The 17395-nt window shown below is 47.7% G+C and carries 15 protein-coding genes and 1 pseudogene; 5 read left to right on the top strand and 11 right to left on the bottom strand.

What is annotated here, in order from left to right; genetic code table 11:
- Positions 1 to 54 precede the first annotated feature (54 nt).
- The 11 genes and pseudogenes from KCG48_RS12990 to KCG48_RS13040 form a co-directional block, all read right to left on the bottom strand.
- Positions 55 to 1419 (bottom strand): DEAD/DEAH box helicase, encoded by a 1365-nt coding sequence (locus tag KCG48_RS12990; protein WP_230977131.1) that lies wholly within the window; start codon positions 1417 to 1419, stop codon positions 55 to 57.
- Positions 1400 to 1680, bottom strand: a pseudogene (locus KCG48_RS12995) (VRR-NUC domain-containing protein). The gene KCG48_RS12990 and the pseudogene KCG48_RS12995 overlap by 20 nt, the downstream one beginning before the upstream one ends.
- A 137-nt stretch (positions 1681 to 1817) precedes the next feature.
- Entirely contained in the window at positions 1818 to 4058 is a 2241-nt protein-coding gene (locus KCG48_RS13000; RefSeq protein WP_211802633.1) for a phage/plasmid primase, P4 family, read from the bottom strand.
- Positions 4058 to 4381, bottom strand: coding sequence for a hypothetical protein (locus tag KCG48_RS13005; RefSeq protein WP_211802634.1), 324 nt, complete (start codon positions 4379 to 4381; stop codon positions 4058 to 4060). Before KCG48_RS13005 ends, KCG48_RS13000 begins: the two co-directional genes overlap by 1 nt.
- 3 nt (positions 4382 to 4384) lie before the next feature.
- Complete coding sequence (locus KCG48_RS13010) at positions 4385 to 4804, bottom strand: DUF7768 domain-containing protein (protein ID WP_211802635.1); 420 nt, start codon at positions 4802 to 4804, stop codon at positions 4385 to 4387.
- A gap of 80 nt (positions 4805 to 4884) precedes the next feature.
- A complete protein-coding gene (locus KCG48_RS13015) occupies positions 4885 to 6825 on the bottom strand; it encodes a DNA polymerase (protein ID WP_211802636.1) in 1941 nt (646 codons plus the stop codon).
- Positions 6826 to 7078: 253 nt separating this feature from the next.
- Positions 7079 to 7654 carry a DUF2815 family protein gene (locus tag KCG48_RS13020; RefSeq protein ID WP_211802637.1) on the bottom strand — a complete coding sequence of 192 codons (576 nt, stop codon included), beginning with the start codon at positions 7652 to 7654 and terminating at the stop codon, positions 7079 to 7081.
- Positions 7647 to 8786, bottom strand: a complete 1140-nt coding sequence (locus KCG48_RS13025; protein WP_211802638.1) for a DUF2800 domain-containing protein — start codon at positions 8784 to 8786, stop codon at positions 7647 to 7649. The genes KCG48_RS13020 and KCG48_RS13025 overlap by 8 nt, the downstream gene beginning before the upstream one ends.
- Positions 8776 to 9087 (bottom strand): DNA ligase, encoded by a 312-nt coding sequence (locus tag KCG48_RS13030; RefSeq protein WP_211802639.1) that lies wholly within the window; start codon positions 9085 to 9087, stop codon positions 8776 to 8778. Before KCG48_RS13030 ends, KCG48_RS13025 begins: the two co-directional genes overlap by 11 nt.
- A 295-nt stretch (positions 9088 to 9382) precedes the next feature.
- Positions 9383 to 9910, bottom strand: coding sequence for an RNA polymerase sigma factor (locus KCG48_RS13035; RefSeq protein ID WP_211802640.1), 528 nt, complete (start codon positions 9908 to 9910; stop codon positions 9383 to 9385).
- Between the two features lie 149 nt (positions 9911 to 10059).
- The gene (locus KCG48_RS13040; RefSeq protein ID WP_211802641.1) at positions 10060 to 10215 is read right to left on the bottom strand and encodes a hypothetical protein; all 156 of its coding nucleotides are present in this window, start codon (positions 10213 to 10215) and stop codon (positions 10060 to 10062) included.
- A 248-nt stretch (positions 10216 to 10463) separates the two neighbouring features.
- Between KCG48_RS13040 and KCG48_RS13045 the strand changes: the two genes are divergently transcribed.
- Genes KCG48_RS13045 through KCG48_RS13065 form a run of 5 tightly spaced genes read left to right on the top strand, consistent with a single transcriptional unit; the run spans position 10464 to position 17395 of the window.
- Positions 10464 to 11417 carry an ABC-three component system protein gene (locus tag KCG48_RS13045; RefSeq protein ID WP_211802642.1) on the top strand — a complete coding sequence of 318 codons (954 nt, stop codon included), beginning with the start codon at positions 10464 to 10466 and terminating at the stop codon, positions 11415 to 11417.
- Positions 11407 to 11868, top strand: coding sequence for an ABC-three component system middle component 2 (locus KCG48_RS13050; protein WP_211802643.1), 462 nt, complete (start codon positions 11407 to 11409; stop codon positions 11866 to 11868). The genes KCG48_RS13045 and KCG48_RS13050 overlap by 11 nt, the downstream gene beginning before the upstream one ends.
- Positions 11861 to 13645: an AAA family ATPase gene (locus KCG48_RS13055; RefSeq protein WP_211802644.1), complete on the top strand. Its 1785-nt coding sequence runs from the start codon at positions 11861 to 11863 to the stop codon at positions 13643 to 13645. The genes KCG48_RS13050 and KCG48_RS13055 overlap by 8 nt, the downstream gene beginning before the upstream one ends.
- A 23-nt stretch (positions 13646 to 13668) precedes the next feature.
- Positions 13669 to 13884 carry a helix-turn-helix domain-containing protein gene (locus tag KCG48_RS13060; RefSeq protein WP_211802645.1) on the top strand — a complete coding sequence of 72 codons (216 nt, stop codon included), beginning with the start codon at positions 13669 to 13671 and terminating at the stop codon, positions 13882 to 13884.
- 4 nt (positions 13885 to 13888) lie between these two features.
- Positions 13889 to 17395, top strand: coding sequence for a helicase-related protein (locus tag KCG48_RS13065; protein ID WP_211802646.1), 3507 nt, complete (start codon positions 13889 to 13891; stop codon positions 17393 to 17395).

Consider the following 17395-nt stretch of genomic DNA (forward strand, 5'->3'; position numbering starts at 1 on the left):
TGTACCTCCGAATTTTTAGTTCTCTCGGATTGGCACGGATTGTCGTTGATTGTCTCAGACTTGCAGATCAGCCTTTACAGCATCAATCAAAGCGGCTTGAGTGCTTTCCTTCTTGGATAACACCTTAAGAATCCGCTCGTCGATGGTGTCTTTGGCCACAATGTGCTGCACCACAACAGTTTCAGAATTTTGCCCTTGTCGCCATAGGCGGGCGTTGGTCTGCTGATATAATTCCAGTGACCAGGTCAGCCCGAACCAGACGATACAGGAACCGCCACTCTGCAGGTTTAATCCATGACCGGCAGAGGCGGGGTGGATCAGAGCTACGGGCAGTTCGCCAGCGTTCCACTTTCGGATACTATCGGCGCTGTCCAGTTTGGAAAACGGTACATGAAGCTTTTGTAGACGCTCCGTGATGCGGGCAAGGTCATGCTTGAACCAATACGCCACTAAAATTGGCTTGCCACTGGCGGCTTCGATGATATCTTCCAGTGCATCCAGCTTTCTGTCATGGATGGAGAAGGTGTCGCCATCGTCGGTGTAAATAGCACCATTTGCCAGCTGACATAACTTGCCGGTGAGCGCGGCGGCATTAGAAGCAGTGATGTCTCCGTCAGGGAGTTGCAATACGAGGTCCTGCTTCAGCTCGTCGTAACACTTGCGTTCCTCATCAGACAGGCGGATGGTGTACTCGCTACTGATCAGTTCCGGCATTTTCAAAAGGTCGGTAGACTTCATGGAAATGGTGATGTCGGAGATTTTGTAATAGATGCGTTGTTCCGCTCCGGGTAGAGGCTTGTAGCTGAAGATGACCTGTCCATTTCGCTTGTCTGGCTGGAAGTAGTCCAGTCGGTAGTGGCTGATGAACCGTCCGAGGCGAGCGCCCATATCCAGAAGCCTGAACTCAGCCCAGAGGTCCATGAGGCCATTTACGGAAGGGGTACCCGTGAGGCCAATGATGCGCCTGACCTTAGGACGCACTTTCATCAGAGCCCGAAAGCGCTTAGCCTGATAATTCTTGAAGGAGGACAGCTCGTCTACCACAAGCGTGTCGAAGTTGAAGGGCAGCTTGCTTTCCTCGATGAGCCACTGGACATTTTCTCTGTTTATGATATAAATGTCAGCGGGTCTTATAAGGGCTGAACGACGCTCTGCTTCAGTGCCGACTGCAACGGAGCAAATAAGGTTCTGGAGATGATCCCACTTATCTGCTTCAGCGGGCCATGTATCCCGTGCCACTCGTAGTGGCGCGATCACCAGAATGCGATGCGCCTCGAAGCTGTCAAACAATAGGTCGTTCAGCGCCGTCAGCGTGATGCTCGTTTTGCCAAGCCCCATATTCAGTAGTACAGCGGAGATGGGATGCTCCTCGATGTAGCGGGTGGCATATATCTGGTAGTTATGTGGTTCGTATTTCATCAAGAAGCCCTCCAATCTGCTGCTCGTCATCAAGGACATAAACCTTGAAGCCAAGCCCGCGTAGTAAATTGTGCCTTGCTAGTTGAAGCGGCCGAGGTTTTTGGCCGGAAGTCTTAACCTCCACGAAAGCCATATGACCGCCGGTAGAAGCACGATGCGGTCAGGCATCCCGTCAAATCCAGGACTCGTGAACTTTGGTGCAATGCCCCCGGCAGCGTTGACTGCCATAACCAGTTTTCTTTCGATTGTTTTTTCTCTCATATTCACTCTCTCCATCAGGATTTTAAAGGATGGGGTAACCTCGATGCATGTCATATATAGAACTTTTCTTAGAGCAATTTTTTAGTCTTTAAGAGACTTTTTGTATATGACCTTAATCGAGGTTACCCCATAGTCCATCAACTCAAGAAATCCTCAAAATCTCCGTCATCGATTTTAAGCCTCAGTCCTGAAAAGAACCGCTTGTTTTTGACCTTGATACGGCCATGCCCAGCAGCCTCCAGTGCTGAATAGAAGTCTGTCGTGCTGCGGATATATTCATTTGTGTCAACGCAGTAATTTCGATATGCCCGATAAAGCGAACTGGAACTTTCGCGAAAGCTCGCATCAAGCTCGCATTTTTCCTCAAGAAAATGGCCAAACCAGTCGTTTTGCGACCGGTACTCCGTTATGGCTTGCTGCACGCACTCAGGCACAGGAATTTTGTAATCCAGCGCAATGACCTTCTTGGCACCCTCAATCACCCATGCGAGAATGCTCTCGCCAGCGTTCTGATAGAGGTACTCGCTGTAGTTCTTGATGTCGCTGCTTCCCTCAATCTTGGCGTCGAAGGGTATAACAACCAATCTGCGCCAGATGCCATCGTCGGAAGCGCTGACCTTTGGCAGGTGGTTTGTATAGAGCACCAGCGTATGGCAGGGTGTGAAGCTGAACGGGTCCTTATATTTCTTTTCGGCGAACACATCGTCGGTGGAGCAGAGTTGCTTGACTGTAGAGTCGTTGAGACGAGCACCTTCTTGTATCTCGGCAGCGATAAGTAGACGCTTGCCCTTAACCTCGGCCGTCAGGGTATCTGCGGAGATGTTGCCACTATAAAGACCGAGCACACGGGAGATAGCGTTCCAGAAGGTAGATTTACCGTTGCGCCCACCGCCATAAGCAATGATCAGGGCTTCTACATAGACCTTACCGATGGCTGCAAGGCCGCATATCATTTGCACGTAGTCGATTAGCTCCTGATTGCTGCAGAAGATGAGGTCCAAACTGTTCTGCCAGATCTGTTCTCCCTTGGAACTTGGTGAAACGGAGGTCATTTTCGTAATGAAATCTTCTGGTGAATGCTCTCTGGCTCCGGTCATCCCTTTTCGCAGATCGTAAGTAGCAGAAGGTGTACAAAGAAGGAAACAGTCCGCATCGAGGTCACGCGGCGAGATTTCCAGCATAGGACGTGACTCCTTCAGCGTCGCTGTAATATTCTTTGAATCCCGACGGCGAATGGCGAAGGACTGGTATGCCTTGGCTGAAAGGAATGATCTGTACGCTTCAAGCTGCGTTTCGTTCATCAGTGACTCAGCCTTTGCTTTTGATGCGTTTTCTAGGATTTCCTGCGTACCGTTTTCCGTCAGCAGCCTCATCGCTGCCTGTAGATCTTTTGTGGCTTCCTCCAATTGACGGCGTGTAAGCTCATGGGCAACGGCTTGTGCACCAGGTTCGCTTTCCTGCCAGTAATGGCTGGTATAACGGATGAAGTGGGTAGCTGGAGAATATCGTAATTCGCCGGAGAAGTATTTTGCCAGAACCTCTGCCTGTCCAACATCGGAGAAATCGCCGGGCATATAGGACGTAGGGTCATTGTAGACCTCCGGAGAAACATAGTCGTCCTGTTGCTGCACCTTTGCAAAGAAGCGCTGAGCGCTGTGCCAGATGGTCATGAGCTCTTGCTCCTCGAGCGGAGGTGAGCATTTTGCGGCTTCCTCTAAGAAGCACTGAAAAGCGGCGTCGCTGTCACCGTATTTTTTGATGACCCGACCGGCAAAACGAGACATTGTGGCATTGCGACTTCCTTCTGGTATGACTTGTGTGGAACGATGGCCACCTGCCATATCAACATCGAACTCATCGCCCTCCAGAAACTCGCTTAAGTTCATGCTGCTGGTGTAGATTTCAACTTCCGGAGATGTCGTCCCGAAGAAGAAACGTGCAGCATCCAGCGCCTTGGTATCGAAGTATGGAAAGATGGCGTTGACCAGCTTTTTCATATCTCTGTAGCAGGCCGCGTTTGTAACGTGGTCAATGGGAAATAGTACGTGGAATTTAGGTCGAGCGGGCTTGCCGTTTTTTTCGCGCATATTGTAGCGGCTATAATGAACGGCAAAGGTGACACCGGGGAACGTCTCCATGACATCGGCGGGTAGCACCCAATCCTCCGGTTGCTCTGAGTGATCATTGTCGCAGTCCACTGGTAGGCAATTGCTACCGATGTAGTTTTCACCATTCCGATAGCTGTTCCTGTACTCGGCACATACATAGTCATGTCCAACAGCTGCGATCAGAGAACTTGCATCAGTGACTTCGACCTTGTGTGGATAGGAGCAGTTGCCGGGGTTGCCGATGAAGTCGGCGTGATAAAGAGTGAACATCAGTCGTTCACCTCCGATGCGCCATCCTCCAGCACCTTGGTGATGAATTTGAGTACTGTGATGATTGTTTCAAGCTCGCAGTCGCCACCAAGAGACACCTCTATGCCATCTGTGCCACATGGTCCGATCAAATGCGCTTCAATGTCGGTTCCTCCCGCATTCTCGATGCGAAAGTAGGTGCGGCTGCCGTGACCTGAATCTCCTCCCTGATAGCCGTTGGTGCCAGCCTCGACTTCGAGAACATTTGCGCTGTATATGTCACGGCTAAAGGTCGTGATAGTGGTGCCGTCGATATTTCTTTCCTTTTCTGTGATAGCGTACATGATTTAAACCTCCTCGCAGTTTTCAGTAAAGTAGCGCAAGCGGTAGTTCTTCCACTTGGCTCTCTTGATTTCAGCCGACATACCAGCTGAGATGGTGCTGCCGAACACCCAGACCTCTGTACATTTGCTCATCAGCGCATTCCCAAAGAACAGTCCAAGCTGACGTTCGGCAGGAATGTCGTCGTTCAAAAACTGAGGAAACAACAAATGCGGCGCAATGGGAATGAAGCACTTGTCCACGGCGAAACGGCTGTAGCGCTGTGCAGCCTTTACGTTTCCTTCTACATCTCCAGAAAAAGGAGAGCAGATATAAACAATTGGCCTGAATGCCCGAAGCGCCTTTTCTTCTTTTTCGATAGCAGACAATGCTTCGTAGGCGGTTGGGTCGTAGTAACTCTCACTGTTAAATTTATCAATGCTCATTTTGACCTCCAATCCGGGCGGGCTTTTTGTCCACCTCTATTACCCAATGGAGGTCAAAAACAGGTTTGAACGAAAAAGGCTCAATCTTTTTTATAAAAATCTGTCTCATAGCCATCGGCGCGGAGCAGTAGTCCCTTACCCCAAGGCGGTGTACGACCCATCAGCTCGCAGACAGCCTTCAAAGACATTCGTGGATCGGCTTCAATTACAACTTCATCGTGGACATGCATGACGATGGAGCAGTGCCGGAGCGTTTGCATGGCACTGCAGAGGATGTCGCGGGCAGTTGCCTGCACAATGTTTTCTACGAACTTGGGTCCGTAGGAATCCAGTCGCTCCCACTTCTTCGTGGAACCTACGCCTTCGTAGGTGATGCACTGCCCACCGAATTTGTTTTCACCGATTCGTGGCTTCACATAAGCAAGCCGCCTACCGGAAGGAAGCGTAATGAAAAGCATCCCACTCTGGCAGGAGAAAGTGATCCCATGCGTCGAGTTGGTGCGTTTATGCCGAACGGACTCCATAGCGGCCTTGTCCACATCCCACCAGAACTTCACGATGTGCGGATTGGCTTGCCGCCACGCGTCGACTAGCTGAGGGAGCTCGTCCTCTTCAAGTCCCATATCAAGAGCGCCCATTGCTTTAAGCGCACCAACGGAACCGCCATAACCGAGGGCGAGTTCAGCAATTTTACCTTTTTGCCTCAGATGACCGTTTACTCCATGCTTTTCAACTGGCACCTTAAACATCTGCGTTGCAGAGGCACAGTAAATATCCCCACCCTTAGCAAAGACGTCCTGTCGCCACTGCTCACCGGCCAGCCATGCGATCACGCGGGCTTCGATGGCGCTGAAGTCTGATACGATGAACCGAGCCCCAGCCCTTGGGACGAAGGCGGTGCGGATAAGCTGCGACAGCGTGTCCGGCACATCCTCGTACAGCATTTCAAGTGCATCAAAATCACCGAAACGCACAAGGGCACGCGCTTCGGCCAACTCCTCCAGATGGTTCTGAGGGAGGTTTTGCATTTGAATAAGCCTGCCTGCCCAGCGCCCGGTCCGATTGGCACCAAAAAATTGAAACATCCCACGGGCGCGACCATCGGCACAGACCGCATTCTCCATTGCCTGATACTTCCGAACCGATGACTTGGCAAGCTGCTGCCGGAGCGATAGAACGTCTGCAAGATCCGGAGGTGCCTTTTTCAATAACTCGACAACAACCTTTTTCCCAAGCGTGTCGGTCTCCATGCCATTGTCGGCAAGCCACTGCTTCATCTGCTGTACAGAGTTCGGATTGTCCAGCTCTGTTAGATGCTTCATAGCGGTGGAAAGCTCTGACCGGGAGCAACCATCCATTGCGATAGACTCTTGGACCAGTGTCATATCCAGCGCAACGCCTCGGTCATTTATCTCCTGGTCGAGGTGGTATTCTTCCCAGATGCTATCCGGCACCGGGAACTTGGCGAGCTTTTCTTGGATGGATATTTCCGTTTCAACATCACGGATGTTATATTTCTTAAACGCCGACCATTTATCGGGTGCGTGATAGGGGTGATTCCGGGTGCGCTGACCGTTGGCTTTCGTTGGAGTACAAGGTTGACAGAAGTATTTGATGAGTTCCTTGCCTTCAGTGAGTTTCTGCTTGTCCAGCTTCAGTACCGATCCGACGCCTTCCAGCGATAGTGGCAATCCCATCGTCGCGGCCCAGACCATCGAACATTTCCATGAGACAGGGTTGATGTATTCGCCGGTAGGGAGCCCAATAAAACGAGACAAGCAGACCCTCTCAAAGTTTGCGTTAAATGCCCATTTGGTTACCGTTTCATCTGTGAGTGCGGCGATAACATCGCTGGGCAGCTTCTCTCCAGAGGCAAGGGCAACGACCTGGACTTCATCGCCATCAATGCTGTAGCTGAAAAGAAGTATCTCGAAATCCGGTGACTCCACATAGCGATACACACCTGCTTTGGCGAGATTAGCGCTGCTATAGCTTTCAATATCTATTGAGAGTGTTTTCATAGTTGACCATCCTTTTTATAAGGAACGGCGGTAAAGAAGTTCTCTACCGCCGTCCACAGTTTTTACTTGAAGTCCCGCATTCGTTTTTCGTGATACTCTTTATCACGAGCTTCGCGCTCTTCGTCGCGTCTTGCCCTCTTGCGATCGCTTCTAATGCTCTGAACCATTGAGACCAGGAACGTGACACAGAGAGCTGAGTACAATCCTAAAAGGATGTTTAGTAAAATCGTTGTCATTGGTTTACCGTCCTTTCTTAAGACAAAAAGTCGTCATCATCGTCTGTTGCGAAATCGGACTCGGCACTAACCTTTCCACCGAGAGGCTCGCCGTCGCGCATCTTCTGTAGGTTGTTTAGACCGCATGCGATGCCCTTGTTGCCGTTGGAGTTGAAGGCATAGAAGCTGATGCTGGCTCTGCCATATACGCCGGAGTACACCTCAGAGCGGATGAGAATCGGATTACGGTCAGCATCCACGATGCCGGGAGCGGTAGCTGAATTGGCGTTGATGAAGTATGCATTGGCGTACGCGGGATCGTCGGGGCGTTCACTGTCGCCATCTCTGAGCGGAGTTTTGATTGCCGCCATCGGTGGCACGGACTTGCCACTACCTTTGAGCTTGGCTTCGCCTTCGTGGTAAGCAGCTTCAATAGCCGCCTTGATCTTGGCTACGGTCTTGGTGTCGGACTTCGGAACAATTAGTGAAACAGAGAACTTCGGAGTGCCGCCGTTGATGCTCTTGGCTTCCCAGACGTTTGCATAGCTCCAGCGGGTGTCGGGTCCAGTGATAACCTTCATTGGGTTGTTGGCTTTATTGGTGTTGTTATTCATAATCGTTTTCCTCCATAAAATCATTTTTGGCTGTGTTCATGACCGGGCGTTTGTCGCTTTCCGGTACAAGTGTGGGTTTGCCCTGCGGCTTTTCGATGTAGGCCGCGAGTAGTTCGTCAAAACGGGATTTACCGAGCAGCTTTTGCATGGCAGTGACGCCGAGGACCTTGTGGTCATAAGGGTCATAACCTGCGCTGCTTACTGTGTTGGCGACTGCTGTTTCATTGGTGTATTTGCGATTGGAGCGGCCTTCGACCAGCTTCCAACCGTTCCATTCCTTACCGCTGATAGCCTGCTGCAGGGCGTATTCCTTGATGTCCGTGGCCCATGCGACAAGGTCATCGACGCGGGTAAGGATTTCTTCGACCTCCTCATCAGTAAGTAGCGGCGGTAGCTTGAAGTCATAGCGTGCAAGCTCTAGGTTGGCATCGGCTCTGGCTCGGCAGTCGTACTTTGCCTTGCAGAAACCGCACCATTCACCGCAGAAAAAGTTACCGTCACCGGCAAAAGCAAGATCGGCTGTGGGCTTGAGCACCTCGTCCGCCCAGAGGTATAGCTCATCTTTTGAGAGCTCGTAGGTGCTGACGTTATCGCGGCGTGGTTGATAAATGGTCATGCGAACGGTGTCGATGTCGTAGATTCCGTCAAACAGCTCCAGGGCACCAAGGGCGTAACACTGCATCTGAGGATTCTTTTCCGCGCTTACGAGAACGCCAAGCCCATGTTTGTAGTCGCATATCTGCAAGGTACCATCCGCAATAATGATGCAGTCCGCTGTGCCGAAGCCGGACTCTACCCAGCGAGAGAAGTCCACACGCTGCTCAATCAGGACGACCGGGTCAGCACAGTTTTGCTTGGCTGCTTCTACCTGTTCGAGAATATAGGTGGCGTAGCCAGAAGCGCAGTCGGCCATTTCTTCGTTGAACCATGTGAGGTTTTCAGTGGGGTCCTTTGCCTCCATGCCAAGTGCCCGGCGGAGTTTGTACTCACAAAGCTCGTGAGCGTCTGTGCCTTCGGCAGCGTAATTGCTGCCCTTATCGTCGTAGCTCTCACAGAGCCGAGCCGAGGGCGGACAACGGAGCCAGCGTTCGGAGCTGGATGCTGAGAGAAGAGCGTGTCCTTTAGCTGGCATCGTTCAGTCCCTCCACATCTGCAAGCAGTGCCTTGTAGTTGGCCGGGTCAATACCGGACAGCTTATCGGCACCGTACTTCTGGAGCAGAGAGCGAATCTGAACGGTGAAGCCAGCGCGGGATTTGTTTGCGAGAACTGCTCTGACCGCTTCCAAAGTAAGTACCGGCTCGGTGGGTGTAGGTTCCGGCGTTGGTTCATTGCTACTAAACTGCTCCGCCAGCCAGTTTGCAGCTTCGTTAATAGCTGCAGCGGCTCTGTGCAGTTCTTCGATGGTCATGGCCATGTCGCTCATTTTGCTCATTTGCTTTTCCTCCTTCCTTGGATTGGCTTTGTCCGGCAAGCAAGGTCAGTTTTCTTGCCAACCGCATGGATACAACGCTGATTGCAGTGAGAACATCTACGAGTTCATCATCTGCAGCGCAGCTCCGTGGTCTTGTCTGTGCCTTATGCATTCGTTTCACCTCCTTGGAAGGAGCGATTGTCGTTTTGCTCTTTCCACTACCCAATGGAGGTGAGAATGCGGTTTGAACGAAAATCAGGAAAAAAGATTTTCTCCGGCCACCAGTTTTGGCAGCCGGAGAAGGTTGGATGCGGCATCAGATGTAGTCGCGTAGTAGCTCCCGCAAAGCGTCGAATGCTTTTTTCTTTTTATAGTTGATAGTGGATTGCCGAGTAATGCCCATGATGGAAGCAATCTCTCGTTCGGACTTTTCCTGAAGCAGAAGTTCACAGATGCGGCGGCCGTCTGGATCGAGCTCGTCCAATTTGTAGATAAGGGTATCAAGCAGTTCGCGATCCTCTAGGATTGACTGAGCACCTGGAGTATCGTCTGCCAAGTCATCGAGCCAACTCTTTTCATTTCCGTCGTCGTCGGTCACGGTGTAATCAAGTGATAGTTCATCGCCAGCCTTGTGAAAACGGCAGGTCCAGCAGTCCATATCGCAGAGGTAGCGTTTGTTTGCTGGGCAGACACAGCGGCCGTGCTCCTGTTGCCTGCGACGATAAGCATTGATGTCACGGTAATAGTTGTTATAGTCGGTTTTGCTGACAGACACCCACTGGTGCAGGTCCTTGAGGTAGATTTTGCGTTCGTTAGATTGATTCTGATTTGCATTGTTTGACATAAAATGGCTCCTTTGAATTTCAAATTTTTGAAATCCGCGAGAGCCGCTTAATATCCGGAAGACATAGAAAGACGGCAGTCGAACACCTTTTTTAGGTATTCCGACTGCCGTCTTGCGGTCTCGCGGATTTAGTTATTTAGTTATTCCATTTATGCAACAGACTTTTTGCGATGTGTAATTTCTAATGTACCGTCGGATTTAAACTCAATTCTTGTTATCCAGCCTTTTTCAAGTCGTTCTACAGCTTTTGCGTTTTCATCAACACAGTATACAAGCCTATTTTCTGGATTTCGTACCTCGTTCATCTTTTACCTCCAAACATAATTTTTGCGTTCGTAAAATTGTTGTTGATAAACGCAGTGCGCAGATATATAATTAACATGTATTGGTATTTGCGCACCTTCAACCAAAGTAGATAGATATGATCAAGCTTTGGTTGATCAACATTTCTTGTCCTTGACACTTTAAATTATATTTGGAGTTGAGATGAGGAACCGTACAGATACGAACTTACGCGAACACTTGCGAACATTTATTGGGGGAGGTGATTTCTATGACGTTTAGCGAATTGGCAAATTTGCTTTATCCATATTGCGGACAAGGGCAGAAAAACTCTGATTTCGTCGTTTCGCTTATTGATAACATCATGGAAAATGCATCTGATGATGAAGGTTACAATGAATATAATCCGCTGGTTTCGCTTGTTCCGAGGAACTTGGAAAACTACTTTAGCGGAGGCCGTCCAATCAGTCAGAAAAATGCTTCCATTATTCTCGGACTTTTAGATAAAAGTAAATTTGTGGACTACCTTGAGCTGTTGCCAACTGATGCTCTTTCAGGAATTGCGATGGCTCTAAATGATAATGGGATTTTTGTTTCCGACTTAGATGTCCCCCAAAGATGCGCCGACCTATTAGAACAGGTATTAAAGGAATGCTCTAGAAAAAAAGCAGATCGCGCGAAGTTTAGATCATCAACTGAAACATCAGAAGAACTTATACCAACACAAGCGAAGGTTACTCCAGTAAGGCGTTTTAAACCATTAGTCCAATTAAGCCCTCCTGACGAGGTGGAAATACAGGAAATCCCATACATAACTGAGTTATTAGCTGCTTATGGAGATGCCGAAAATATGGTGGGATTCGATAGAGAAGACCTTGCATCTTATCCAGGGTATACCGATAACTTTAACCGTCATAGAAAAGACTTTTTTTCTGCTGAAAGTGTAAGACGAGGAATACGCGAGGCCTATGGTGACGCTGATCCCGATCAATTTGAAGTATTAAAAGACGAAACATTCGATGGCATTATTGATGTTTGGGAACAGGACTTCGCACATGGATTTCGTCGCCTAGGTGAAGTCATGATACAAGCCTCCAAAATCCGTATCGATAGGTGTTGGCTGGTGAGAGATACTGATTGGATTGGTAATAGCCAGAAAAAAGGAGTATGCCACATCCTTGTCAACGATGGCAGAATTAAAGGATGGGTGAAAAATGGTAGATAAAGTTTTTAATACAACTTTTGAAGTATCTTTACGCGTTATGCTAATTTTGGCAGCTGATGAAGAACCCAAAACAGCAGATACAATAGCCATTACCGACTTTATTACTGGTTACGGTAAAAATTTTGGGATTTCAGATGAAAACTTGCATGGTGATAACAGCTATGGTTTCAGTGAATTTACAGCACGAAGAAGCCTCGTAATAAAAGCTTTGCGATCACTCGTTTTAGATGGACTTGTGTCTGTTTCCGAAGGCAAAGGCGGTTTTCGATATGTTGCTAACGAAACCGGTATTCGTTATGCATTATCACTTAAGAGTGGCTATGCTCGCGAATATAGGAAAACTGTAAAGAGTGTAATATCTTTTATTTCAGAAAAAACGGAGCGTGAACTGATTTCCTTTGTAGGAAGAAATTCTGTTGGATCATTGCAGTTAGGAGGAAGAAATGGCTAATTTTTATATAAAGAAGATCGTTGCCTCCGGCAAAGGGAAAACGGACTCAGTCATTGAATTCGAAGCAGGTCTAAATATTATCTGCGGACCCTCGAATACTGGAAAAAGTTATATTATCGAATGCATCGATTTTATGTTTGGCAGTGGTACTAAACCATTTAGTGAGACCATCGGTTACGACACTATATCAATGGTTGTTGCGAACGAGAAAGATCAAAAGATAAGACTAGAACGTCAGCTTGGAAGAAATATTGTTCGTGTATCAAGTAACGTGCCAAACATCGAAAGCGGAGACTATGGTGGACGAAATAAGGAACTTAAATTAAGTGATCTCTGGCTATCACTTATTGCAATTCAAGGAGAACACAAAGTCATTACCAATGAGCGGTTCGAAGCCAAGGCTTTAACCTGGCGTACGTTCTTACACACTTTTCTAATTAAAGAAGATAATGTGTTTCAGAAGCCATCAATTATTAAGCATGCAGGGTTTTCTGTACCGACTGCGCCTCTATCTGCCTTTTTGTTCTTTCTGAGAGGTGCTGATTTCAATGAATTTATCCCACAAGAAAAACCCGAGATACGTAAGGCGAAGAAAAGGGCTGTAAAGGACTATATAAATAAAGAGCTTTCATCATTGTCTGAGAGATATAGAGAACTCAGTGACACGCTTCATTCAATAGAAGATGTGGATGTTAATCATGAAATGCAATTGATTATCAATCAGATTGAAAACACAGAAATGAGGATTGCTCAGGCATCTCAAAGGAGCCGACAATTGCTTGAGCAAATCTACTCTATCAGCGCCAAGTTGGAAGAATGCGTATTTCTTAGTGACAGATACAAATCATTAAGAAGTCAATATAATTCAGACATCAAACGGCTGACCTTTATTGTTGAGGGGGAAATGCATGCTGGTGAGCTTCCGGAAAATAAAAAATGCCCGTTTTGCGACAGCAACCTGCCGGAACACGAGCACGAATCCTATATTGAAGCCTCCAGAGAGGAATTGAAGCGCATTGTATCTCAACTAAGAGATCTTAATGAGGTAGAAAAGCAAGTTGCTGCTGAGTCTGAAACCCTAGAACTTCATCTCTTGCAGTTGCGTGAGGAAAATTCAGGTGTTCTTGCATTAATCGATAATGAGCTTGCACCTCAAGCTACCACCCTAAGAAAAGCATTAGAAGATTACCGCACTGTGCTTAAAATTCAAAATGAAATTGATGTTTTGCAGAAATTCGCCAGCAATATGAACACTGACTTAGCTGAATATGAAAAAGAAGATGAGTCAGATTTGAAGTATAAGCCCAAGGAGCACTTCGGAAGTGAGTTCTTAGAAAGAATTAACAACTATTTGGTCGAAATGCTCAAAGCATGTAACTATGAGTATCTTCTATCAGCAAGGTTTTCTCTCGACAGTTTCGACATTGTTGTTAATGGGTGTAAAAAAGAAAATGAAGGCAAAGGATTTCGGGCGTTTCTTAACACTATACTCGCCTTCACCTTTATGAAACATCTGTCATTGCATGGAAAATATGCACCAAAAATGTTGATTGTTGATTCACCAATACTATCCCTAAAGGAGCGTGGGACTGAGAAAGCAACTGACAGTATGAAGGCCTCGCTATTCCGCTATCTCCTTCAAAACCAAAACTATGGTCAGATTATCATTGTTGAGAACGATATACCTGAGTTGGATTACGGCAGCGCTAATGTAGTTCGGTTCACAATGGATGAAGAGGATGGTCGCTATGGTTTCTTGGATGGCGTACGCAATTAGAAGACCCGGGAGGAGGCATTATAATGGCCATAAGTTACAATAAATTATGGAAGCTACTTATTGATAAAAAAATGAACAAACGGGATTTGAAGCGTGTTTCCGGAATTAGTACAGCTTCTATCGCCAAATTAGGCAAAGGCGAAAATATAACAACTGATGTTCTACTCAAAATATGTAAGGCTCTTGAATGCGATATCGCTGACATTATGGAGATTGAGCCAGAGAAAAAGGAGGATTGAGCCTATGGCTCGACTTGAAGATATCACTATTGGCACAAGCGTAACCGGCATAGCGGGTGGATCACCTGTAAGTGTTGTTGCGGTAAAATGGCACGGCACAAATGCTATGACAGTTACGTTTAGGAACGCCAGTGGAAATGTGGCTGAACAGATACTTTATAGGGAAGATGAGGAACGACTAAATGTAGCTGATAGCAGCCTGCCATGGAGCTTTGATGCAGACGCGAATCTGCTCCGACTAACATCGGAAGCCTACCGCATCAACCTCGCTCATATATTTGACCCATACCTTGCAGTTCATACATCTGCAATTGAGCCTTTGCCGCACCAGATCTCGGCAGTTTATCAAGAGATGCTCTCACGCTTGCCGCTCCGTTACATTCTTGCGGACGATCCTGGTGCAGGTAAGACCATTATGACAGGATTATTTCTTAAAGAACTACTCGTTCGAGGTGACTTGAAGCGCTGTATGATTGTTTCACCTGGCAATTTAGCAGAGCAGTGGCAGGACGAGCTCTATCGTAAGTTTAACTTGCGATTTGAAATCCTAACCAATGATCGCATCGAGTCGGCGATTACGGGAAATGTATTCGCAGAGATGAACCTGTGTATAGTCCGTCTAGATAAGTTAGCCCGTAACGAACAAATTCAAGAAAAACTTAGTGTTACAGATTGGGATTTGATTGTCTGCGATGAAGCACACAAGATGTCGGCGACTGTTTGGGGCGGCGAAGTTAAATATACAAAACGGTTTCAGCTGGGAAGATTATTATCCTCGATAACAAGACATTTTCTGCTATTGACCGCAACACCACACAACGGCAAAGAAGAGGATTTTCAGCTATTTATGTCGCTCATTGACCAAGACCGCTTCGAGGGTGTAGCCCGAAGCGGTAATCAGGCTGTGGATGTTTCAGATGTTATGCGCCGGCTCGTGAAAGAGGACTTGTTGAAGTTTGATGGTACGCCTCTGTTCCCTGAACGTATGGCTTACACGGTAAACTATGACCTGTCACCGAAAGAGGCAGCATTGTATTCTGCTGTAACAGATTATGTACAGGAGGAATTTAACCGTGCTGATCAACTGAATAACGAACGCAAAACTACTGTCGGGTTTGCATTGACGATATTGCAGCGTCGATTGGCTTCTTCACCGGAAGCAATATATCAATCTTTGAAACGTCGCCGTGAACGATTAGAGAATCGCCTTGCTGAAGAACGGCTCGGAAAACGTGCGGCTGAATATACTGTTCCAAATTATGATGATTACGATGACGACGATTTGCCGTCATCTGAACTGGAAGATACAGAGGAAAAGGTTGTCGACCAAGCCACTGCCGCTCAGACTATAGCGGAGCTGGAAGCGGAAATCGCCACGCTGAAAAAACTGGAGCGTATGGCAAATGACGTGAGGCAGAGCGGCGAAGACCGTAAATGGGACGAACTCTCCCAATTACTTCAGGACAATGGGAACATGTTTGGTGCAGATGGTATGCGCGAAAAATTAATAATCTTTACCGAACATCGCGATACACTCCGTTACCTGACGGATAAAATCCGCTCTCTACTTGGAAGAGAGGAAGCTGTTGTCAACATACATGGTGGTATGCTTCGCGACGAACGGCGAAAGGTAGAGGAACTGTTCAAGCAGGACAAGGAAGTACGTATACTCATTGCTACCGACGCAGCAGGTGAAGGTATCAACTTGCAGCGTGCCCACTTGATGGTTAACTATGACCTGCCTTGGAATCCAAATCGACTTGAACAACGTTTCGGACGTATTCACCGAATTGGGCAGACCGAAGTATGTCACCTGTGGAATCTTGTTTCTCAAGAAACCCGTGAGGGTATGGTATTCCAGCGACTCTTTGAAAAGCTGGAACAGGAACGTGAAGCGCTTAAAGGCAAGGTTTTTGACGTACTCGGGAAACTAACCTTCAATAATAAATCCTTACGGGAACTCCTTATTGAAGCTGTACGTTACAACAACCAGGAGGACGTTCGGCGGCGTCTATATGAAGTAGTAGACCATTCCCTTGACCGCGAAGCGCTGGAGCGGCTTCTTGATGAACATGCACTCACTGAAGATACGATGGATGTAAATCGTGTAATGGCAATCCGTGAAGATATGGAGAGAATGGAAGCACACAAGTTGCAGCCGCATTTTATTGAGTCATTCTTTTTAGAGGCTTTCCAGAGTGTTGGCGGTAAAATTCGACCGCGTGAAAAAGGGCGTTATGAGATAACCAACGTACCGTTTGCCGTCCGCAACCGCGATATGCAAATCGGATTCGGAGAGCCGGTACTTGGGCGATATGAGCGCATATGCTTCGATAAGTCCTATTGCAACATGCAAGGGCTGCCGCAAGCTGCATTGATTGCACCGGGGCACCCACTTTTAGAGGCAACCATCGACCTAATCCGTGAGCGAAATGTTGATGTTCTGAAACGCGGCGCTGTGTTTGTTGACGATACAGATTTTAGCACGGACGCGCGGCTACTATTCTACGTCGAGGATTCAGTGCAGGATAGCGTGATTCTACCAAGTGGCAGTAAGCGCGTCATTTCAAAGCACATTCATTTTGTTGAGATAAAAGAAGATGGTTCAGCAACAAACGCCGGATACGCTCCGTATCTTGACTACCGAGCTGCAAGTTTGGATGAGCACGCTGCTGTCCGAGAGTTCCTGAATAGCCAGCAGTGGCTTCGAACAAATGTGGAAGACATCGCGGTTGGCTATGCTATTTCAGAAGTCATCCCTGCCCATGTTGCAGAGGTGCGGGAACGCAAAACTAAGCTCATCGACAAAACTGCCAAGGCTGTGAAAGAGCGGCTGACTGCCGAGATACAGTACTGGGACTTTCGCAGTGCTGATCTGAAAATGAAAGAAGCAGCAGGAAAAACCAATGCAAAACAGAACTCCCAGATGGCAGCTCGCCGCGCGGAAGAATTGGAAGCCCGAATGCAGAAGCGTCTATCCGAACTGGAGAAGGAAAAACTTATTTCTGCAATGCCTCCTGTGATTGTCGGTGGGGCGATTGTAATACCACGTGGACTTCTAAACCAGCTAACTGGAAGACTTGATATATTCACTGCCGATGCTGTAGCGAGACGTGAAGTAGAGCTCGCCGCCATGCGAGCCGTCATGGATATCGAAGCATCTCTAGGTTTCATTCCCCGTGATGTGAGTGCGGCGAAAGTTGGCTATGATGTAGAATCGCAGATTCCGCAAACAATGCGAGTTTCCGACGGTACAACGCTTCGCTTTATTGAAGTCAAGGGCCGAGCGAAAGGCGCAGATACCGTGACCGTCAGTAAAAATGAGATACTCACGGCATTCAATAAGCCGGATGAATATATATTGGCAGTCGTGGAAGTAGATAGTTCAGCAACAAAAACAGTCTATCTAAAAAAGCCATTCCGTGAACGGCCGGATTTTGCAGCGACAAGTGTGAACTATGACATCATGGAGCTGGTTGGCGGTTCAGAAATCATATTAGAGCGAGGTTAA

Origin of the sequence: Proteiniclasticum sediminis, assembly GCF_018128025.1 — a bacterium.
Lineage (GTDB): Bacteria > Bacillota > Clostridia > Clostridiales > Clostridiaceae > Proteiniclasticum > Proteiniclasticum sediminis.